General features: G+C 68.9%; 19 protein-coding genes. 18 read left to right on the forward strand and 1 reads right to left on the reverse strand.

The annotated features are described in order from the left end of the window. Positions 1–5 precede the first annotated feature (5 nt). From secE to rplA, 4 genes are all read left to right on the forward strand, one after another. Positions 6–278, forward strand: a complete 273-nt coding sequence (gene secE / locus KU893_RS23550) for a preprotein translocase subunit SecE (protein ID WP_218233865.1) — start codon at positions 6–8, stop codon at positions 276–278. A gap of 46 nt (positions 279–324) precedes the next feature. Next, a complete protein-coding gene (nusG, locus tag KU893_RS08220) occupies positions 325–1,212 on the forward strand; it encodes a transcription termination/antitermination protein NusG (protein ID WP_218233866.1) in 888 nt (295 codons plus the stop codon). A 119-nt stretch (positions 1,213–1,331) separates the two neighbouring features. After that, a complete protein-coding gene (rplK, locus tag KU893_RS08225) occupies positions 1,332–1,760 on the forward strand; it encodes a 50S ribosomal protein L11 (protein ID WP_218233867.1) in 429 nt (142 codons plus the stop codon). A gap of 63 nt (positions 1,761–1,823) precedes the next feature. Continuing rightward, complete coding sequence (gene rplA, locus KU893_RS08230; protein WP_179729218.1) at positions 1,824–2,537, forward strand: 50S ribosomal protein L1; 714 nt, start codon at positions 1,824–1,826, stop codon at positions 2,535–2,537. A gap of 390 nt (positions 2,538–2,927) precedes the next feature. Here the strand turns inward: rplA and KU893_RS08235 are convergent, their stop codons facing one another. Continuing rightward, positions 2,928–4,208 carry an aspartate aminotransferase type Ic gene (locus tag KU893_RS08235; RefSeq protein ID WP_257440768.1) on the reverse strand — a complete coding sequence of 427 codons (1,281 nt, stop codon included), beginning with the start codon at positions 4,206–4,208 and terminating at the stop codon, positions 2,928–2,930. A 358-nt stretch (positions 4,209–4,566) separates the two neighbouring features. On the opposite strand from KU893_RS08235, the gene rplJ reads away from it, so the two are divergent. From rplJ to rpoB, 14 genes are all read left to right on the forward strand, one after another. After that, positions 4,567–5,235, forward strand: coding sequence for a 50S ribosomal protein L10 (gene rplJ, locus KU893_RS08240; protein ID WP_218233869.1), 669 nt, complete (start codon positions 4,567–4,569; stop codon positions 5,233–5,235). An 86-nt stretch (positions 5,236–5,321) separates the two neighbouring features. Then, a complete protein-coding gene (gene rplL / locus KU893_RS08245; RefSeq protein ID WP_218233870.1) occupies positions 5,322–5,714 on the forward strand; it encodes a 50S ribosomal protein L7/L12 in 393 nt (130 codons plus the stop codon). Positions 5,715–5,972: 258 nt separating this feature from the next. Beyond that, the gene (locus KU893_RS08250; RefSeq protein WP_141800434.1) at positions 5,973–6,935 is read left to right on the forward strand and encodes an ABC transporter ATP-binding protein; all 963 of its coding nucleotides are present in this window, start codon (positions 5,973–5,975) and stop codon (positions 6,933–6,935) included. A 53-nt stretch (positions 6,936–6,988) separates the two neighbouring features. Further along, complete coding sequence (locus KU893_RS08255; RefSeq protein WP_257440767.1) at positions 6,989–7,771, forward strand: MlaE family ABC transporter permease; 783 nt, start codon at positions 6,989–6,991, stop codon at positions 7,769–7,771. A gap of 10 nt (positions 7,772–7,781) precedes the next feature. Continuing rightward, positions 7,782–8,609, forward strand: coding sequence for an MlaE family ABC transporter permease (locus KU893_RS08260; protein ID WP_218233871.1), 828 nt, complete (start codon positions 7,782–7,784; stop codon positions 8,607–8,609). A 7-nt stretch (positions 8,610–8,616) separates the two neighbouring features. Next, the gene (locus KU893_RS08265) at positions 8,617–9,870 is read left to right on the forward strand and encodes an MCE family protein (RefSeq protein ID WP_218233872.1); all 1,254 of its coding nucleotides are present in this window, start codon (positions 8,617–8,619) and stop codon (positions 9,868–9,870) included. Next, complete coding sequence (locus tag KU893_RS08270; RefSeq protein WP_246592248.1) at positions 9,867–10,910, forward strand: MCE family protein; 1,044 nt, start codon at positions 9,867–9,869, stop codon at positions 10,908–10,910. Before KU893_RS08265 ends, KU893_RS08270 begins: the two co-directional genes overlap by 4 nt. Positions 10,911–10,925: 15 nt before the next feature. Next, entirely contained in the window at positions 10,926–11,894 is a 969-nt protein-coding gene (locus tag KU893_RS08275) for an MCE family protein (RefSeq protein ID WP_218233873.1), read from the forward strand. Then, positions 11,891–13,027 carry an MCE family protein gene (locus KU893_RS08280; RefSeq protein WP_257440765.1) on the forward strand — a complete coding sequence of 379 codons (1,137 nt, stop codon included), beginning with the start codon at positions 11,891–11,893 and terminating at the stop codon, positions 13,025–13,027. Before KU893_RS08275 ends, KU893_RS08280 begins: the two co-directional genes overlap by 4 nt. Then, entirely contained in the window at positions 13,024–14,490 is a 1,467-nt protein-coding gene (locus KU893_RS08285) for an MCE family protein (RefSeq protein WP_218233874.1), read from the forward strand. The genes KU893_RS08280 and KU893_RS08285 overlap by 4 nt, the downstream gene beginning before the upstream one ends. Continuing rightward, on the forward strand, positions 14,487–15,779 hold the full coding sequence (locus KU893_RS08290) for an MCE family protein (RefSeq protein WP_218233875.1): 1,293 nt from the start codon (positions 14,487–14,489) through the stop codon (positions 15,777–15,779). Before KU893_RS08285 ends, KU893_RS08290 begins: the two co-directional genes overlap by 4 nt. 10 nt (positions 15,780–15,789) lie before the next feature. After that, a complete protein-coding gene (locus KU893_RS08295) occupies positions 15,790–16,494 on the forward strand; it encodes a hypothetical protein (protein WP_218233876.1) in 705 nt (234 codons plus the stop codon). After that, the gene (locus tag KU893_RS08300) at positions 16,491–17,336 is read left to right on the forward strand and encodes a J domain-containing protein (RefSeq protein ID WP_218233877.1); all 846 of its coding nucleotides are present in this window, start codon (positions 16,491–16,493) and stop codon (positions 17,334–17,336) included. The genes KU893_RS08295 and KU893_RS08300 overlap by 4 nt, the downstream gene beginning before the upstream one ends. A 415-nt stretch (positions 17,337–17,751) precedes the next feature. After that, on the forward strand, positions 17,752–21,261 hold the full coding sequence (rpoB, locus tag KU893_RS08305; RefSeq protein WP_218233878.1) for a DNA-directed RNA polymerase subunit beta: 3,510 nt from the start codon (positions 17,752–17,754) through the stop codon (positions 21,259–21,261). The last annotated feature ends 107 nt before the right edge of the window (positions 21,262–21,368 follow it).

Genomic DNA, 21,368 nt, shown 5'->3' on the forward strand with positions numbered 1-21,368 from the left:
AGAAGGTGAGCAGCGTGGCGGATGCTCCGGCAGTCCGTGGAGGCCGCAAGGACTCCTCGGGTGGCAAGCGGCCCGAGAACCGCACCGGGCCGGTGACCTTCTACCGCCAGGTCGTCGCCGAGCTCCGCAAGGTCGTCTGGCCGACCCGGGAGCAGCTCGGTACCTACTTCGTCGTCGTCATCGCCTTCGTCCTCGTGATGATCGCCCTGGTGTCGGTCCTCGACCTCGCGCTCGGAAAGCTCGCGTTCGAGGTCTTCACCGGCGCCGACGACATCTGAGCACCGACGCGCACCCGCGTCGGCCGATCCTGTTTTTCTTCAACTGATGGAGCAGCACGTGTCCGAGCAGTACGACCCGGCCCAGGCTGACGAGGCGCTCGCCGAGGCGGCCCACGACGTCGTCGACGTCCCGGACGCCGACGTCGCCGAGGACACCGGCCTCGAGGAGACCTTCGAGGCCGACGAGCTCGACGTGGACGACGACTCCGACGACTCCGACGACGAGGTCGAGGCTGACGACGAGGCCGACGCCGACGACGCCGAGGCCGACGAGGCCGACGAGGAGCCGGTCGAGGCCGCGGACGAGGACCCGCTCGAGGCGTTCCGCCGCGAGCTGTGGGCCAAGCCCGGCGACTGGTTCGTGGTGCACACCTACTCCGGCATGGAGAACCGGGTGAAGCAGAACCTCGAGAACCGGATCCACTCCCTCAACATGGAGGACTACATCCACGAGATCGTGGTCCCCACCGAGGAGGTCGCCGAGATCAAGAACGGCCAGCGCAAGATGGTCAAGCGCACCGTTCTCCCCGGCTACGTCCTGGTCCGCATGGACCTCACCGACGAGTCCTGGGCCGCCGTGCGGCACACCCCGTCGGTCACCGGCTTCGTCGGCCACAGCCACCAGCCCGTGCCGCTGAGCATGGACGAGGTCGAGAAGATGCTCGCCCCGGCCGTCGTCACCGCTGCCGCCGCCGAGGCCGAGGCCGCCGCCGCCAGCACCCCCGGCGCCGCGGTCACCCCGGCCAAGAAGCCGATCGAGGTCGCCGACTTCGACGTCAACGACTCCGTCCTCATCGTCGACGGCGCGTTCGCCACGCTCCACGCGACGATCACCGAGATCAACGCCGAGTCCCAGCGGGTCAAGGCGCTCGTCGAGATCTTCGGCCGCGAGACCCCGGTCGAGCTCTCGTTCTCCCAGATCCAGCGGGTCTGAATTTCGCTTCTCCGGGCTTCGGCGCGGAGAATGTCAAGGTTGCCCGGCCCCGGTCGGCGACGTGGCAGAGACGTACGACGTACGCCTCGTCATGACCACGAGAAGAAAGAGATAGAGGAATGCCTCCCAAGAAGAAGATCGCCGCGCTGGTCAAGGTGCAGCTGCAGGCTGGCTCGGCCACCCCGGCCCCGCCGGTCGGTACCGCGCTCGGTCCGCACGGCGTCAACATCATGGACTTCTGCAAGGCGTACAACGCCCAGACCGAGTCCATGCGCGGCAACGTCATCCCCGTCGAGATCACGATCTACGAGGACCGGACGTTCGACTTCATCACGAAGACCCCGCCGGCCGCGGAGCTGATCAAGAAGGCTGCCGGCCTCAAGAAGGGCTCGGGCGTCCCGCACAAGGAGAAGGTCGGCAAGCTGACCAAGGACCAGGTGCGCGAGATCGCGACGACGAAGCTCCCCGACCTCAACGCCAACGACATCGACGCCGCGATGAAGATCGTGGAGGGCACTGCGCGCTCCATGGGCGTCACCGTCGACTGAATCACCGTGGAAGGGCCGCGCTGGCCCGCTGACCACACCTCCTCTTCAAGCTAAGGAACCACCATGCAGCGCAGCAAGACCTACCGCGCGGCTGCCGAGACGTTCGACAAGAACGAGCTCTACGCGCCGCTGGCCGCGATCAAGATCGCCAAGGCCGCCAGCAAGAAGAAGTTCGACGAGACCGTCGACGTCGTCATGCGTCTGGGTGTCGACCCGCGCAAGGCCGACCAGATGGTCCGCGGCACCGTCAACCTGCCGCACGGCACCGGCAAGACCGCCCGCGTCCTGGTGTTCGCGAACGGTGACAAGGCCGACGCCGCCCGCGAGGCCGGCGCCGACTTCGTCGGCAGCGACGACCTGATCGACAAGGTCGCCGGCGGCTGGACCGACTTCGACGCCGTGGTCGCCACCCCCGACCTCATGGGCAAGGTCGGCCGCCTCGGCCGCGTGCTCGGCCCCCGTGGCCTCATGCCGAACCCGAAGGTCGGCACCGTGACGCCGGACCCGGCCAAGGCCGTGACCGACATCAAGGGCGGAAAGATCGAGTTCCGCGTCGACCGCCACGCCAACCTCCACTTCATCGTGGGCAAGGCGTCGTTCTCCGAGCAGCAGCTCGCCGAGAACTACGCGGCCGCCCTCGACGAGGTGCTGCGGCTCAAGCCGGCCAGCTCCAAGGGCCGCTACCTGAAGAAGGTCACCGTCTCCACGACCATGGGCCCCGGCGTCCAGGTCGACCCCAACCGCATCAAGAACGTCGCGGTCGAGGACGAGGCCTGATCCCGGGCACCCGTACCGCACGAGACACCGGTCTGCTCCTTCGGGAGCGGGCCGGTGTCCGCGTTTTTCGAGGAATGCCGGACGCCCCCGGGTTGCCCGATTCTGCCCACGGCGCGGCCCGACCTCGCCCAGGTTCGAAAGGGTCCACCTCGCTCCATCGCGCCAGGAGGCAGTCCCCAGGAACATCGAACTGTCGCGGCGCACTGAGAACCGACCACAGCACGAGGCCCCGGTCACCGTCCGGTGACCGGGGCCTCGTCGTACGTGGCGTTCACATCGGCCCCACCCGTCACTGCGGGCAGGCGATCCATGCGCTTGTCAGGGGTTGCAACCCCTGACAAGCGCATGGATCCCCGGATGTCCGGGGATCCATGCAGCCGGTCGAACTCCTCAGGCGGTGAGCTGCTCCAGCGCCGCGAGCTCGACGCACACGGCGACGCCGGCCATCGCGGCCTCGACCTCGGCGAGCACCGGGAAGGTGGGGGCCAGGCGGATGTTGCGGTCGCGCGGGTCGTTGCCGTGCGGGAACGCCGACCCGGCAGGGGTCAGCGCGATGCCGGCCTCCTTGGCGAGCTGGACGACGCGGGACGCCGTGCCGTCGAGGACGTCGAGGTTCACGAAGTAGCCGCCCGTGGGGACGGTCCACTCGGCGATGCCGAGGCCGGTCAGGCGCGAGGACAGTGCATCCTCGACCGCGGCGAACTTCGGTGCGATCAGGTCGCGGTGCTTGCGCATGTGGGCGCGCACGCCGTCGGCGTCGCCGAAGAGCTCCACGTGGCGCAGGTGGTTGACCTTGTCGGGGCCGATGGCGGCGAAGCCGAGGCGCTCGAGGTACCACGCCCGGTTCTCCGGGGAGGCGGCGAGCGCGGCGACGCCGGCGCCGGCCCAGGTGATCTTCGAGGTCGACGCGAACATGATCGGCCGGTTCGGGTGTCCCGACGCGGCGGCCAGGCCGAGCGCGTCGGCGCTCTTGGTCTCCTCGTCGGTGAGGTGGTGGACGGCGTACGCGTTGTCCCACAGGATCCGGAAGTCCGGGGCCGCGGTCGGCATCGCCATCAGCTCGGCGGCGACCTCGGCGGAGCAGACCGCCCCCGTCGGGTTCGCGTACGTCGGCACGATCCACATGCCCTTGACGCTCGGGTCGGCGACGAGGGCGCGGACGGCGGCGACGTCGGGGCCGTCGGAGTGCATCGGGACGCTCACCATCTCGATGCCGAGCTCGGCGAGCATGGTGAAGTGCCGGTCGTAGCCGGGGACGGGGCAGACGAACTTCACGACCGGCTCCTGCGACCACGGCCGCGGCGAGTCCGGGCCGCCCTTGAGCAGCAGCGCGGTGAGCACCTGGTGCATCATCGTGAGGCTGGAGTTGCCGCCGCACACGACGCTCGCGACATCGACAGCGAGCAGGTCGGCGAAGATCTCGCGCATCTCGACCAGGCCGTCGAGGCCGCCGTAGTTGCGCACGTCCGCCCCTGACCGGTCGCGGTACGACGACGGCAGGTCGAGCAGCGCGTTCGACAGGTCGAGCTGGTCGGCGCCGGGCTTGCCCCGCGTCAGGTCGAGCTTCAGGCCGCGGGCCTTGAGCTCGTCGTAGGCGGCGCGCACCGTCGTCAGGCGCGCGGCGAGGTCGTCGGCGGACAGGGCGGACAGCGGCGTCACGGAGGTGGTCACGGGTCCATCGTGCCAAGTCCGCGCGGGATGCGCGCGCCCGGTCCGGTCCTCGCGCCCGTCGGCTCGCTCACGGACCGCCCCAGACCGGGCCCGGCGACGCGGAGGTCGGCGCCCGGCCGTCCCGATTTGGCCCGCGCCGGCGGGCCCCGTACCGTTGCCCACTGAAACCTTAAGACCGCCGGTCGTCCGGGCTCCGAGCCCTGACCGAAGGTTCCGCCGAGAGGCGGACGGCCTGCGCAGGGGATCAGAGCAACACCGAGCGCCTGGTGCGCGAGGTCCACGCCCTGAGCGCCTGCGCTCGGGGCGTTCGTCGTTCGACGGAGACTTCGCGGTGGTCAACCATTCCGGAAGGAGACCCATGGCGCGGGCAGACAAGCAGGCCGCCGTCGCGGAGATCGCTGAGTCCTTCAGCGAGTCCGCAGGCGCTGTGCTGACCGAGTACCGCGGTCTCACCGTCAAGGAGCTGCAGGACCTTCGCCGCTCCCTCGGTGCGAACGCCAGCTACGCCGTGGTCAAGAACACGCTGGCCAAGATCGCCGCCAAGGAGGCGGGGATCGAGGGCTTCGACGACCTGCTCACCGGCCCGACCGCGATCGCCTTCATCCAGGGCGACGTCGTCGAGGCGGCCAAGGGTCTGCGTGACTTTGCCAAGGCGAACCCCGCCCTTGTCATCAAGGGTGGCGTTCTCGACGGTGCGCTCCTCGACGCGAAGGAGATCGCCAAGCTGGCGGATCTCGAGTCGCGCGAGGTGCTCCTGGGCAAGCTGGCGGGCGCGATGCTCGCTTCGCTCAGCCAGGCCGTCTACCTCCTCAACGCCCCGCTCGCCCAGGCTGCCCGGCTCGCCGGCGCCCTGGAGGCGAAGGCCCAGGAGGACCCCTCGATCCTCGCAGGTGGTGCCGGTACGCCGGTCGCCGCCGAGGAGGCTCCGGCTGCCGACGAGGCTGCCGAGGCCCCCGCTGACGAGGCTCCCGCCGCGGACGACGCGGACGCGGCCGCCTCTGACGAGGGCGACACCGCCGAGGCCTGAGGCCCCGGCGTCACCACCACCTGTTGAAACCTCGGCCGCTGCGCGACGTACGCACGCCGGCCGGCCTTAAGAAAGGAACCGCCACCATGGCGAAGCTCACCACCGACGAGCTCCTCGACGCGTTCAAGGAGATGACCCTCATCGAGCTCTCCGAGTTCGTGAAGCAGTTCGAGGAGACCTTCGGCGTCACCGCCGCTGCCCCCGTTGCCGTTGCCGCTGCCCCCGCCGCCGGCGGCGCCGCGGCCGGTGGCGACGACGCCGCTGCCCAGGACGAGTTCGACGTCGTCCTCGAGGCCGCTGGTGACAAGAAGATCAACGTCATCAAGGAGGTCCGCGCGCTGACCTCCCTCGGCCTCAAGGAGGCGAAGGACCTCGTCGAGGGCGCCCCGAAGGCGATCCTGGAGAAGGTCAACAAGGAGACGGCTGACAAGGCCAAGGAGGCCCTCGAGGGCGCCGGCGCCACCGTCACCCTCAAGTGACCCGTCCCTGAGACGACTCACTCGGTCACGAGGCCGGCAGAGCACTGCTCTGCCGGCCTCGTGCCATTTCCGGATGTGGGCAGGTCCGCGTATCACTACTCGCGAGTTGGACGCTAGGTGCTACTCGCCAGTACCTTTCGGGTCTCGGTGTCCGGGTACGCGTGACGCGTGCCACGGATGCCGCGTAACGTGCGCCACGCGGTTGCGTTGTTCCTTCGCAGCCGGGGCCGGTGAGCGGACGTAGGGAGAGGGTTGAACATGGGCGTCGACGTACAGGTCACGAACCTGACCAAGCAGTTCGGGAAGCAGCTGATCTGGAAGGGCGTGACGCTGACTCTTCCCGCGGGTGAGATCTCCGTGATGCTGGGCCCGTCGGGCACCGGCAAGTCCGTCTTCCTCAAGGCGCTCATCGGCCTGATCAAGCCCGACGAGGGCTCGATCGTCATCGAGGGCACCGACATCGCCTCCTGCTCCGAGAAGGAGCTCTACGAGATCCGCAAGCTGTTCGGCGTGCTGTTCCAGGACGGCGCGATGTTCGGCTCGATGAACCTCTACGACAACGTCGCCTTCCCGCTGCGCGAGCACACCAAGAAGTCCGAGTCCCAGATCCGCGACATCGTCATGGAGAAGATGGACATGGTCGGTCTGCTCGGCGCGGAGATGAAGCTCCCGGGCGAGATCTCCGGCGGTATGCGTAAGCGTGCCGGCCTGGCCCGTGCGCTGGTGCTCGACCCCGAGATCCTGCTGATCGACGAGCCCGACTCCGGTCTGGACCCGGTGCGCACGTCGTTCATCAACCAGCTCTTCGTCGACCTCAACGCCCAGATCGACGCGACCTTCCTGATCGTGACGCACGACATCCACAGCGTCCGTGTGGTGCCCGACCAGATCGGCCTGCTCTACCACAAGCACCTGGCCATGTACGGCCCGCGCGAGATGCTGCTGTCCTCGGACGAGCCTGTTGTGCGCCAGTTCCTCAACGCGCAGACGATCGGGCCGATCGGCATGTCGGAGGAGAAGGACGCCGACCAGCTGGCAGCCGAGAAGGACATGGACCTGCCGCCGCTGCCGCCGATCCCGCTGCAGATGGAGCCCTCCAACGGCATCCCGCGGCGGGCGCAGGCCGCGCCGGGCGCGTGGTGCCGGGCCAACGGAGTCACCCCGCCCCCTGGTTCGTTCACCCGCGAGGCCGAGCACGCATCGGGCAGCCAGCAGCACTGAACCAGCAGCACTCCATGGGGAACGACACACAAGGACAAGGAAAGGGGCGGTAGGTGTCGCTCACTGCTGCGCGCGTGGTCGCCCCCGTCGGGACCGCGGGCAAGTTGTTCGCGTTCGCGCTCGACGTCGGCCGTGCGCTGTTCCGTCGCCCGTTCCAGGGCCGTGAGTTCATCCAGCAGGCCTGGTTCATCGCGTCGGTCACGATCATCCCGACCGCGCTGGTCGCGATCCCCTTCGGTGCGGTCATCGCACTGCAGGTCGGTGGCCTGATCAAGCAGTTCGGCGCCCAGTCCTTCACCGGCTCCGCCTCCGTGCTCGCAGTCATCCAGCAGGCCGGCCCGATCGCGACCGCCCTGCTGATCGCCGGCGCGGGCGGCTCGGCCATCGCGGCCGACCTCGGGGCACGCAAGATCCGGGAGGAGCTCGACGCCATGATGGTGCTGGGCATCGACCCGATCCAGCGCCTCGTGGTGCCCCGGGTCCTCGCCTGCATGCTCGTCGCGGTCTTCCTCAACGGCATGGTGAGCGTCGTCGGCGTGGGCGGCGGCTACGTGTTCAACGTCATCCTCCAAGACGGTACGCCGGGTGCCTACCTCGCCAGCTTCACCGCCCTGGCCCAGCTGCCCGACGTGTGGATCGGCATGATCAAGGCGCTGGTGTTCGGTCTGATCGCCGCGATCGTCGCCTCCTACAAGGGCATGAACGCCGGGGGCGGCCCGAAGGGCGTCGGCGACGCGGTCAACGAGTCCGTCGTCATCACCTTCCTGCTCCTGTTCGTCGTCAACTTCACCTTGAGCACGATCTACCTCCAGGTCGTGCCCCCGAAGACGGGTTAGGGGCGAGGACATGGCGAACATCAAGGCGATCTACGACCGGCCCATGAAGAGCTTGGACAACCTCGGTCACGAGCTGTCCTTCTACATCAAGGTGCTGCTGGCACTGCCGCGCTCGGTCAAGCGCTACCCGCGCGAGATCCTGCGGATCCTGGCCGAGGTCACCCTCGGCTCGGGCGCGCTCGCCGTCATCGGCGGCACGGTCGGCGTCATCATCGGCATGACCTTCTTCACCGGCGCCCAGGTCGGCCTGTCCGGCTACGCCGCGCTCAACCAGCTCGGCACGGCCGCCTTCGCGGGCTTCGTGTCGGCCTACTTCAACACCCGTGAGATCGCGCCGCTGGTCGCGGGCATCGCGCTCGCGGCGACCGTGGGCTGTGGCTTCACCGCCCAGCTCGGCGCCATGCGGATCTCCGAGGAGATCGACGCCGTCGAGGTGATGGCGATCCCGTCGATGCAGTTCCTGGTGACCACCCGGGTCATCGGCGGGCTCGTCGCGATCGTCCCGCTCTACGTCGTCGGCCTGCTGTCGTCGTACGTCGCCAGCCGGCTCGTGGTGACCCAGTTCTACGGCCAGTCGACAGGCACCTACGACCACTACTTCAACCAGTTCCTGCCACCCGGCGACGTGCTGTGGTCGTTCGGCAAGGTGCTGGTGTTCGCCGTGGTCGTGATCCTGATCCACTGCTACCACGGCTACACCGCCTCCGGCGGTCCCGCCGGCGTGGGCGTGGCCGTGGGTCGCGCGGTGCGCACGAGCATCGTCGCGATCAACGTGATCGACCTGTTCTTGTCGATGGCCATCTGGGGTGCCTCGACCACCGTCAGGCTCGCGGGGTGATTGGCTGATGGACCGGATCCTGTCCGCCCACAAGGCGCTCGGCGTCATCTTCGTGTCGCTGCTGCTGCTCGGCGTGTGGCTCACCTACGCGACCTTCACCAAGAAGTTCACCGACTACGACGAGGTCACGCTCGAGACGTCCTCGATCGGCCTCCAGCTCCCCACCCGTGCCGACGTCAAGGTCCGCGGCGTGATCGTGGGGGAGGTGCTCGAGGCCCGCTCGGGTGCCGCCGGGGCCGAGCTGACCCTCGGCATCTACCCCGACAAGATCGGCGTGATCCCGGCCAACGTCACCGGCTCGATCGTGCCGAAGACGCTGTTCGGCGAGAAGTACGTGTCTCTCGTGGTGCCCGAGACCGGTCCGAGCGGCACCATGCGTGCCGGCGCGACGATCGACCGCACCGTGGTCTCGACCGAGCTCGAGGAGGTCCTCTCCGACCTCTACCCGCTGCTGCGCACGGTGCAGCCCGCCGACCTCAACGCGACGCTGACCGCGGTCGCCACCGCCCTCGGGGGCCGCGGCGAGCTGCTGGGCAAGAACCTCGAGACGCTCGACGGCTACCTCAAGCGGCTCAACCCGCAGATCCCGGCGCTGCTCGAGGACCTCAAGCTGACCGCCCAGGTCTCCGACACCTACGCCGACATCCTCCCCCAGGTGGCCCAGATCCTCGACGACACCGTGAAGACCACCGGCACCATCGAGGAGCGCGAGGCGGCGCTGAGCGCCACGCTGCGCGACATCCGCAGCTTCTCCGACACCGCACGGTCCTTCCTCGACGCCAACGCCGAGCGGCTCAAGCGGGCTGGAGAGCTGAGCACCCAGACCCTCGCGGTCGTGGCCCGCTACGCGCCGACCATCCCGTGCATGGCGGCCGGCATCGTCAAGGCCCAGGGGCGGCTGGCGGAGGCGTTCCGCGGCTACGAGCTGCACATCGTGCTCGAGACGCTGCAGGACCAGCCCCGCAAGTACACCCCCAAGGACCGGCCGAAGTTCGGTGAGGACCGCGGCCCCAACTGCCTGGGTCTGCCGGACATCCCCTACAGCCAGGAGAACCCGATCCCGCCGCTGCCGTCCCTCAACGACGGCATGAACGGCGACACCGGCAAGGGGAACCTGCGGCCCGCTCCCGGTGCCACCGGCTACACCGGCAGCCCCGACGACGTCACCGCCCTGCGCGGCGCGCTCGACGAGGAGTACGGCGCGAGCAGCGACCTGACCGTGCTGCTGGCCGGTCCCCTCCTCGCGGGAGGTGTGCGATGAACCTGCGCGGCCTCGACAAGAAGACCAGCGGCGACCTGGTCCGCCTGGTCGTGTTCATGGTGCTGACCGCGCTCGCGACGAGCGTCCTGATCATCACCATCGGCAACCTGTCCTTCGGCGCCACCAAGGAGTACGCCGCCGACTTCGTCGACGCCACGGGCGTCAACAAGGGCGACGACATCCGGATCGCCGGCGTCAAGGTCGGCACCGTCCAGAAGGTCGAGATCGTCGCGGCCGACCGTGCCCGGGTGAGCTTCACGGTCGACTCCGAGACCCGGCTCGACGACGCCACCCACGCCACGGTCAAGTACCGCAACCTGATCGGACAGCGCTACATCTCGCTGACCCAGGAGGGCGACAGCGGTCAGCGGCTCGCGGAGAACGCCGCGATCCCGGTCGACCGGACCAAGCCCGCGCTCGACCTGACCGTGCTCTTCAACGGCTTCAAGCCGCTGTTCCAGGCGCTCTCGCCCGACGACATCAACAAGCTGTCCTACGAGATCGTCCAGGTCTTCCAGGGCGAGGGCGGCACTGTCGAGGGCCTGCTGTCCAGCACGGCGTCGGTCACCCAGACCCTGGCCGACCGCGACCAGGTGATCGGCGAGCTGCTGACCAACCTCGACTACGTCCTCGACCACGTCGCGGACCGCGACAAGCAGCTGACCAACCTGATCGACAGCTTCCGCAGCCTGGTCGGCGGGCTCAACGAGGACCGCGAGGCGATCCTCGGCTCCCTCGACTCGATCTCCGAGCTGTCGGTGCAGACGGCCGCGCTCGTCACCGACATCAAGGACCCGTTCGTCAAGGACATCAAGGAGCTGCGCAGGGTCGCCGGCACCCTCGACGACAACCGCCAGGAGATCGACCGCTCCCTCCAGGTGCTGCCGATCAAGCTCACCAAGATCGGCCGTACGGCGACCTACGGCTCCTGGTTCAACTTCTACCTGTGCCACTTCAAGGCCACGATCAAGGTCCCCGGCCTCAACAACCCGGTCAGCGCCTCCGTCGGCGTGACCGCCGACCGCTGCACGCTCGGATGAGGGAGGACTGAGGACATGAAGCCCTTCCGCGAACGCAATCCCGTGGTGATCGGCGCGGTGAGCATCGCCGTGCTGCTGCTCGGCCTGGTCGCGGCGTTCCGCGCCAACGACCTGCCGCTCATCGGCGGCGGCGACACCTATTACGCGTCCTTCTCCGAGGCCGGCGGCCTCAAGCCGAAGGACGAGGTGCGCATCGCCGGTGTCCGCGTCGGCCAGGTCACCTCGATGGAGCTCGACGGCAACTCGGTCAAGGTCGCGTTCAAGGTCAAGACCGACACCCCGTTCGGGGACGAGACCCGCGCCGACATCAAGGTGAAGACCATCCTCGGCTCGATGTTCTTGTCCCTCGACCCGGCCGGTCAGGGTCAGCTCGCCGAGGACTCGGTCATCCCGGTCGAGCGCACCAGCTCGCCGTACGACATCGTCGACGCCTTCTCCGGCCTCGCCGAGACGTCCGCCGACATCGACACCGACCAGCTCGCCGGCGCGCTGACCACGCTGGCCGACCTGACCCGCAATACGCCCGAGGAGTTCCGCTCGGCGCTCGACGGCCTCTCCTCGCTGGCGGAGACGGTGGCCTCCCGCGACGACGAGATCAACTCGCTGCTCAAGAACCTCAACCGGGTCTCGACGGTCCTCGACTCGCGCGACGACGACATCGTCGCGCTGATGAAGGACGCCGACACCCTGTTCGCCGCGCTGCTCCAGCGCAAGGCGCAGATCCACCGGCTGCTGGAGTCGACGAGCACGCTGAGCACGAAGCTGACCGGCCTGATCAAGGACAGCCGGGCCGACCTCAAGCCCGCGCTGGACCACCTCGACTCGGTGCTGCAGGTCGTGAAGAAGAACGAGGACAACCTTGAGGACTCGATCCACCTGATGGCGCCCTTCTACCGCGTCTTCGCGAGCACGCTCGGCAACGGGCCGTGGTTCGACACCTACATCTTCAACCTTCCTCCGGCGCCCGTGGCGGTGGGACAGTGAACGGGGCGCGGCGCTGGCTGCCGCTGGCCGTCATCGGGGTCCTGGTCGTCACCGGCGTGGTCTGGATGTTCGGCAGTGGCGGCAGCGACAAGACCGTGACCGCCTACTTCCCGCGGGCCGTGTCGGTCTACGAGGGCAGCGAGGTCCGGATCCTCGGTATCCCGGTCGGCCGGGTCCGCGAGGTCGTGCCGCAGGGCACCAAGGTCAAGGTCGTCATGGACTACGACTCCGAGGTGAAGGTGCCGGCCGACGCCGACGCCGTCATCGTCTCGCCCTCCGTCGTCGGTGACCGCTACATCCAGCTTGCGCCGGCTTTCGAGGACGGCGACAAGGTGATGGCCGACAACACCGTCATCGACGCCAGCAAGACCGCGGTCCCGCTCGAGCTCGACGAGGTCTACGGCAGCATCGACAAGCTGACCGTCGCCATCGGTCCGGAGGGTGCCAACAAGGAGGGCGCCCTCAGCGACCTCCTCCAGCAGACCGCGAAGAACTTCGGCGGACAGGGCGCCCAGTTCCACCAGACGATCAAGGACTTCGGTCGGCTGAGCGAGACGCTCGACAACAACAAGGACGACCTCTTCGAGTCGGCCACGCAGCTCGAGTCCTTCCTCAAGACGCTGGCCGACAACGACACCACGGTCCGTGACTTCAACTCCTCTCTCGGCGACGTCTCCGCGCTGTTGGCCGACGAGCGCCAGGAGCTGACGACCGCCTTGTCGAACCTCGGGACGGCGCTCGACCAGGTCGCGCGCTTCGTCAAGCGCAACCGCGACGTGCTCGGCCGCAACATCCGCGACGTGAACCGGGTGGCCAAGGTGCTGGTCCGCCAGCGCGGGGCCCTCGACGAACTGCTCCGGGCCGGTCCGCTGGCGCTGACGAACCTCTACCACACCTACAATCCGAAGGACGCCACGCTCGACACCAACGCCAACATCGGCAACCTGGTGCACGAGCTGACGTCCAACCCCGCCGCGGTCGTGTGTGCCCTGGTGTCGGCGGTCGACAAGAAGGGCGACCTGTGCGGCCTGGTCGACAAGCTGCTGCCCCGCGCCGCGCCGTTCGGCACCGGCTCCTGGTACGGACAGCCCTACGACCCGACGCTCAACGGCCTGGTGGAGGTGGACCGATGACCCGCCGTACCGGCCTCCGCAACCGGTTCCGGGCCGCGGCCGCGCTGCTCGCCGGCGCGGTCCTGCTCACCGGCTGCGACTTCGACGTCTACCAGCTGCCGCTGCCCGGTGGCGCCGACACCGGCAAGGACCCGATCACGGTCAGCGTCCGCTTCGACGACGTCCTCGACCTGGTCCCCAAGTCGTCGGTCAAGATCAACGACGTCGCCGTCGGCCAGGTGACCGACGTCCGCCTCGACGGCTACCAGGCCGTGGTCACCCTCGAGCTGCGCAAGGACGTCGACCTGCCGGACAACCCGGTCGCCTCGATCCGCCAGACCAGCCTGCTCGGCGAGAAGTTCGTGTCCCTCGCGGCGCCGCCCACCGGCGCGCAGGGCCGGCTGTCCGACGGCGACGTGATCAAGGACGGCGGCCGCAACCCGGAGGTCGAGGAGGTGCTGGGCGCGCTCAGCCTGGTCCTCAACGGCGGCGGCATCGCCCAGCTGAAGACGATCTCGACCGAGCTCAACCTCGCCCTCGAGGGCCGGGAGGACTCCGCGAAGTCGGTGCTCACCCAGGTCTCGTCGCTGATGGGCCAGCTCGACCAGCGCAAGCAGGACATCGTCAACGCGATCGAGTCGGTCAACCGGCTCGCCGTGACGGCCAAGAAGCACCAGGCGAGCATCGACCGGGCGCTCGAGGAGCTTCCGAGCGCCCTCGACTCGCTCGACCGTCAGCGCGAGGACCTGGTGAAGATGCTCGACGGGCTGACCCAGCTCAGCGACGTCGGCGTCCGGGTCATCAAGACCACGAAGACCGCCACGGTCGACACGCTCAAGATGCTGGACCCGGTGCTGTACCAGATCGCCCAGGCCGGCGACGACTTCGCCAAGGGCTTCAGCACCTTCTTGACCTACCCGTTCGTCGACGACGCCGTCGGCCGCGACCCGCAGGTGGCCCGCAACCTGCACATGGGCGACTACGTCAACCTGTCGGTCGACCTGCAGCTCGACCTCGGCAACCTGCGCCTGCCCGACCTGGTCTGCATCCCGCTCAACGACCTGCCTGACCTGCCGCTCGACCAGCTGGTCGACCTGAAGACGCTGTGCTCGGGCGTCACGCAGACGCTCCAGACCTGCCTGAAGACGCCGGTGGACGTGCAGGCCTGCCTGAAGCTGCCGCAGTACCTGCTCGACAACGTGTGCGCCGCCGTGAAGCTGCTCTGTGCCCTGACCGGCGGGTCCAAGCCGGCCGCGGCGGCCGGCAGCCCGACCGCCGGCGCCAACCCGCTCGGCTCGCTGCTCTCGAGCGTGCTGTCTGGCAACGGCCTCGGTCGGCCGGCGCCGGGCGGGCACAGCCAGGCCGACACCATGTGGAACGACTTCGACGCGGCCTACGACGCCGACCTGGTCAGCCTGTACGCCGCGCCGCTCACGACGCAGCCGGACCGGCAGACGGCGCAGAAGGAGAGGTCGGCGCAGTGATCACCCGTCGCACTCGCATCCAGCTCATCGTCTTCGCGATCATCACCCTGGTCGGCGTCTCCTTCGTGGGCGCCCGCTACGCCAAGCTCGACCGGATGGTCGTCGACCGCAGCTACACGGTGACGGCCCACTACCCGCAGTCCGGCGGCATCTTCACCGGCGCCGAGGTCACCTACCGCGGCATCGGCATCGGCACCGTCGGCGACCTGGTGCTCACCGACGAGGGCGTCGACGTGAAGCTCGACATCGACAAGAAGTGGGACCAGATCCCCAGCGACTCGCGCGCGCTTGTCGGCAACCGCTCGGCGGTCGGCGAGCAGTACGTCGAGCTGCAGCCGCAGGTCGACGGCGGCCCCTTCCTCCGCGAGGGCTCCGAGATCAGCGACGTCGCGACCCCGCTCGCGACCGAGAAGCTGCTCGGCGACCTGTCGGCGACGGTGGCCAGCGTCGACCGGGAGGCCCTGCAGACCACGGTCCACGAGCTCGGCCAGGCGTTCGCCGGCACCGGCCCGGACCTGCAGCGGATCATCGACACCGGCAACTCCTTCATCGAGACCGCCGACGAGAACTTCGACCTCACCACCGCCCTCATCAAGGACGGCAACACCGTCCTGCAGGGGCAGGTCGCCTCGGAGTCGTCGCTGCGAACCTTCGCCCAGCAGCTGTCGCTGTTCAGCTCGGCGCTCGCCGGTGCGGACCCGTCCCTGCGCAAGGTGATCGACTCCGGCTCGGTCGCCGCGACCCAGCTGCGGACCTTCCTCGAGCAGAACGGAGTCGAGCTCAGCGAGCTGCTCGCCAACCTGGTCGCCACCGGTGAGGTCGTGGTCAAGCACCTCGACGCGCTCAAGCAGATGCTCGTCGTCTACCCGTACGCCGTCAGCGCGGGCCAGGTCGTCGTCGGCAAGAGCCCCAGCGGCCTGTGGGACGCCCACTTCGGCCTGATCCTGTCGCCGACCAGCACCCCCTGCTACGCGGGCTACCTCAAGACCCGCCGCAACCCGGAGTCGGACCGCGGCAACGCTCCGATGCCCGACAACGTGGGGTGCACTGAGCCGATCACGAAGAGCAACCCGCGCGGCCTGCAGAACCTGCCGCGGGTCGCGCCCGGCGTGCAGGGCTACGACATCGGCGTCCGCAAGGACCCGGCGACGGGTGAGCTGACCTGGGGCGTGACGGCCCAGGCCCCCGAGTGGTCGGACGCGCGCGGTAACGTGGCGCCGCCGTCGCTGGGGAAGGACTCGTGGAAGTGGCTCTACCTCCAACCGTTGCTCGACCCCACCAGCCGGTGAGGCGTCGCGGGTGAAGAACACCAGTGCCACGCTCCGGTGGAGCGTGATCGGGCTGCTGCTCGGCGTCGTCGTCGCGGCGCTCGGCGTCAGCGTGTGGACGCTCGTCGACAAGGGCGCCGGCTCCAACCCCGGCAAGCGGCTCGACTCGCTCATCGACCCGCCGCGCGACGAGTCGGCCGACCGCGAGCTGGTCCTCGCCGCGGGCAAGACCTTCGTGCAGCGGTTCAACACCTACGGACCCGACCTGCTCGACAGCGCCGGCAAGATGCCCGACTACGCCGCGCTCGGCAAGCTGATGACCGCCAAGTTCCGCACGGTGTTCGACAAGAACGTCGGGTACGCCGAGGAGACGGTCAAGCAGACCCAGATCGACCGCATCGGCACGCCGTACGCCGTCGGCGTGGCCAGCATCGACGACGACTCGGCCGAGCTGCTGGTCGCCGGCGTCGTCCAGTTCACCGCGCCCGACCCGTCCGCGCCCGACGACGCGTCCAAGCGGGTGCCGTTCGAGCCGCTCCGGTTCCGCTACGAGGTCTCCCTCGTCAAGCAGCACGGCACCTGGCTGGTCGACGATCTCGACGATCTCGACGACGAGCTGCCCTCCTTCGGCGAGGCCTCGATCCCCGAGGGCGGCGCCGGCGCGCCGTCCGGCCAGCCGTCGCAGCAGCCGTCCGGTGCGCCGTCGCCGTCGGCGAGCACGGGGGAGGGCCAGTGAACACCAACCTCTACGACCTGCTCGACGTGCCCGAGAGCGCCTCCGAGGAGGAGATCCGCGCCGCCTGGAAGACCGCGATCGCGGACCTCGACCCGACCGAGCGCCGCTTCCGCGCCTACAGCGACGCCGCCAGCGTGCTGCTCGACGCCGAGCGTCGAGCGGCCTACGACGCCGAGCTCACCGCGGAGCGCGACGCGGCCGCCGCAGCCGACACCGCGAAGCAGGCGAAGGCAGTGCCCGGCGAGCCGGACGCGCCGAGCGTGGCGGCGAGCCCCGCCGCGCCGCCGAAGGCCGCGGGCGACGGCCCGGGCGTGGTGGCCCTCGCGGTGGTGGCCGTCGCCGCCGTCTTGTCGGTCGCGCTGGCCGTGTTCCTCCTGTCAAGGCCCGGCGCCGACGGAGAGCAGTCCGCCAAGGAGCTGACGGCCCGCAACGTCGCGACCGAGCGCGCGGCGCTGGCGGCCGAGGGAGCTGCGGAGCAGATGGTCGCGCCGGTGCTGTCCTACAACCACAAGACGATGGCCGCCGACCTCGAGCGACGCGCGCAGTACATGACTGACGGGTTTCGGGCGAAGACCGAGCGTGGCTGGCCGGAGATCACCAAGGAGGCCGAGACCCAGAAGGTCGTCGTCGAGGCCAAGGCGGCCGGCACCGCCCTGACCCGGGTCAGCGCCGACGGCGACCGGGCGACGGTGGTGGTGTTCATCGACCAGTACGTCACCAAGGCCGACCAGGAGCCGTTCGTGCTACGGATGTGGGCCACGTTCAACCTGGTCAAGGTCGCCGGGAGCGAGTCGAAGTGGCTCCTCGACGACCTCTGCACCGACGACTCCTGCGGCGGCTGACGCGGGCGGGGGTCGGGGCGCGAGCTCGCCGGAGCTCCTCGCCGACTCGGCCCGTACGGTCCCGGCAGCACCTCACCTGGTCTCGTGACGCGCCGCGATCTCGCTTGCTTCGCGGCGCGAGGTCGCCGGCGCTCCTCGACCTGCGCCCGTCGTCCGCGGGCTCGCAGGCTCGCCCGCGGCGGGCTTGACCTCGGCGGGCTTGCCGAGCATGATCGGCGCACCGGTCCGTCGCCGGCCGCCGATGGGAGCGCTCCTCGGCTGTGTGAGGGTTACGCAGCCGACATTGTGGAGCGCTCGTGCTTCGTGTATCGTGGCTCCTTGCGCCTGCCCTCAGATGCGCTTCGGCCTGCCCGGTGGCCGATGACGTGGTGGGTCAGGGCGCTCTCGAAGAGTCGAACCCGTCGAAGGACAACTCTTGGCCGCGCGCACCACCCCCGGTAAGTCCCGCATCTCGTTCGCGAAGATCACCGAGCCGCTGGAACTCCCGCAGCTCCTCTCGCTCCAGACCGACAGCTTCGACTGGCTGATCGGCAACGAGGCGCACAAGTCCCGGATCGAGGCCCGTATCGCCGCTGGCGTCGACGCCACGTTCAAGTCCGGCCTCGAGGAGATCTTCGAGGAGATCTCCCCGATCGAGGACTTCTCCGAGACCATGTCGCTCTCGTTCGAGAACCCGGTCTTCTACGACCCGAAGTACACCGTCGACGAGTGCAAGGAGAAGGACCTCACCTACTCCGCCCCGCTCTACGTCTCCGCCGAGTTCACCAACAACGAGACCGGTGAGATCAAGGGCCAGACGGTCTTCATGGGCGACTTCCCGCTCATGACCCCCAAGGGCACCTTCGTCATCAACGGCACCGAGCGCGTCGTCGTCTCGCAGCTCGTCCGTTCGCCGGGTGTCTACTTCGAGCGCACCGCCGACAAGACCTCCGACAAGGACATCTTCACGGCCAAGCTGATCCCGAGCCGCGGCGCGTGGCTGGAGTTCGAGATCGACAAGCGCGACATGGTCGGCGTCCGCCTCGACCGCAAGCGCAAGCAGAACGTCACGGTCCTGCTCAAGGCCCTCCAGGCCGTCGCCGAGGACACCGGCGAGGAGTACGACTACGAGGCCGTCATGGCCGACCTGCGTCAGTACGAGTCGATCCAGCTGACCGAGGAGAAGGACAACACCCAGGGTCCTGACGACGCGCTGCTCGACATCTACCGCAAGCTCCGCCCGGGCGAGCCGCCGACGCGTGAGGCCGCGCTGACGCTGCTGAAGAACTACTACTTCAACCCGAAGCGCTACGACCTGGCCAAGGTCGGTCGCTACAAGGTCAACAAGAAGCTCGGCTCGCACGAGGCCTTCGACCAGCAGACCATGACGATCGCCGACATGGTCGCGACCATCAAGTACATCGTCCAGCTGCACAACGGCGACCAGCACGTCACCGCCATCGGCGGCGAGATCCGCACGGACGCCGACGGCAAGGACCTCCCGGTCTCCGCCGACGACATCGACCACTTCGGCAACCGCCGCATGCGCACGGTCGGCGAGCTGATCCAGAACCAGCTCCGCACCGGCCTGGCCCGCATGGAGCGCGTGGTCCGCGAGCGGATGACGACCCAGGACGTCGAGGCGATCACGCCGCAGTCCCTGATCAACATCCGTCCCGTGGTCGCGGCGCTGAAGGAGTTCTTCGGCACCTCGCAGCTCTCGCAGTTCATGGACCAGACCAACCCGATCGCGGGCCTGACGCACAAGCGTCGTCTCTCCGCGCTCGGCCCCGGTGGTCTCTCCCGTGACCGCGCCGGCATGGAGGTCCGCGACGTCCACCCGTCGCACTACGGCCGCATGTGCCCGATCGAGACCCCGGAAGGCCCCAACATCGGTCTGATCGGGTCGCTGGCCTCCTACGGCCGGATCAACCCGTTCGGCTTCGTCGAGACGCCGTACCGCAAGGTCGAGGACGGCCGGGTCACCGACCAGATCGACTACCTCACCGCCGACGACGAGGACCGCTACGTCATCGCACAGGCCAACGCCGTGCTCGACGCCAACGGCAAGTTCGCCGAGGACCGGGTGCTGGTGCGCCTGCGCCAGGGCGAGGTCTCCGAGATCCCGGGCAACGAGGTCGACTACATGGACGTCTCGCCGCGCCAGATGGTGTCGGTCGCGACCGCTCTGATCCCGTTCCTCGAGCACGACGACGCCAACCGCGCGCTGATGGGCGCCAACATGCAGCGTCAGGCCGTGCCGCTCATCAAGAGCGACAGCCCGATCGTCGGCACCGGCATCGAGTTCCGCGCCGCGGTCGACGCCGGCGACGTCGTCGTCGCGACCAAGGCGGGCGTGGTCAAGGAGGTCTCCGCCGACCTCGTCGAGACCATGAACGACGACGGCACCTACTCGTCGTACCGCCTCGCGAAGTTCAAGCGCTCCAACCAGGGCACCTGCATCAACCAGCGTCCGCTGGTCGAGGCGGGCGACCGGGTCGAGGCCGGCTCGCCGATCGCCGACGGTCCGTGCACCGACATGGCCGAGATGGCGCTGGGCACCAACCTGCTCGTGGCCTTCATGCCGTGGGAGGGCCACAACTACGAGGACGCGATCATCCTCAGCCAGCGCCTGGTGCAGGAGGACGTCCTCACCTCGATCCACATCGAGGAGCACGAGGTCGACGCCCGCGACACCAAGCTGGGCCCCGAGGAGATCACCCGCGACATCCCGAACGTCAGCGAGGAGATGCTCGCCGACCTCGACGAGCGCGGCATCATCCGGATCGGTGCCGAGGTGTCGACCGGTGACATCCTGGTCGGCAAGGTCACGCCCAAGGGCGAGACCGAGCTGACCCCCGAGGAGCGCCTGCTCCGCGCGATCTTCGGTGAGAAGGCGCGCGAGGTCCGCGACACCTCGATGAAGGTGCCGCACGGTGAGTCCGGCACGGTCATCGGCGTGCGCGTCTTCGACCGCGAGGAGGGCGACGAGCTCCCGCCGGGTGTCAACCAGCTGGTCCGCGTCTACGTCGCGCAGAAGCGCAAGATCTCCGTGGGGGACAAGCTCGCCGGCCGTCACGGCAACAAGGGTGTCATCGCGAAGATCCTGCCCATCGAGGACATGCCGTTCATGGAGGACGGCACGCCGGTCGACGTGGTGCTCAACCCGCTGGGTGTGCCGCGACGCATGAACATCGGCCAGATCCTCGAGCTGCACCTCGGCTGGCTCGGCAAGCAGGGCTGGCACCTCGGTGCCGACGTCGCCGACGAGGACTGGGCCAAGCGCCTGACCGCCATCGGCGCCGACAAGGCCGAGCCCAACACGAAGCTGGCCACGCCGGTCTTCGACGGTGCGCGCGAGGACGAGATCACCGGCCTGCTCGGCCAGACCCTGCCCAACCGCGACGGTGTCCGGATGGTCAAGGAGACCGGCAAGGCGAGCCTGTTCGACGGCCGCTCCGGCGAGCCGTTCAAGAGCCCGGTCTCGGTCGGCTACATGTACATCCTCAAGCTCCACCACCTGGTCGACGACAAGATCCACGCGCGTTCGACCGGCCCCTACTCGATGATCACGCAGCAGCCGCTGGGCGGTAAGGCCCAGTTCGGTGGCCAGCGGTTCGGTGAGATGGAGGTCTGGGCGATGGAGGCGTACGGCGCCGCCTACGCCCTGCAGGAGCTGCTGACCATCAAGTCCGACGACGTGCCCGGTCGCGTCAAGGTCTACGAGGCGATCGTCAAGGGCGAGAACATCCCCGACTCGGGCATCCCGGAGTCGTTCAAGGTCCTCGTCAAGGAGATGCAGTCGCTGTGCCTCAACGTGGAGGTGCTGTCCCAGGACGGTTCCACCATCGCGCTGAAGGACGCCGACGAGGACGTCTTCCGCGCTGCGGAGGAGCTGGGCATCGACCTGTCCCGTCGCGAGAACCCCTCCGTCGAAGAAGTCTGACCGGGAGGACGCGCGAGCGCAGCGAGCGCCTGTCCTCCCGGAACAGGCAAGCAGCCGCGCGAAGCGCGTCCCACCCGTCAGTCCCCAGCCTCAAATCTTCAAGTACT

Source organism: Nocardioides daeguensis (assembly GCF_019192965.1).
GTDB classification, from domain to species: Bacteria; Actinomycetota; Actinomycetes; order Propionibacteriales; family Nocardioidaceae; genus Nocardioides; species Nocardioides daeguensis.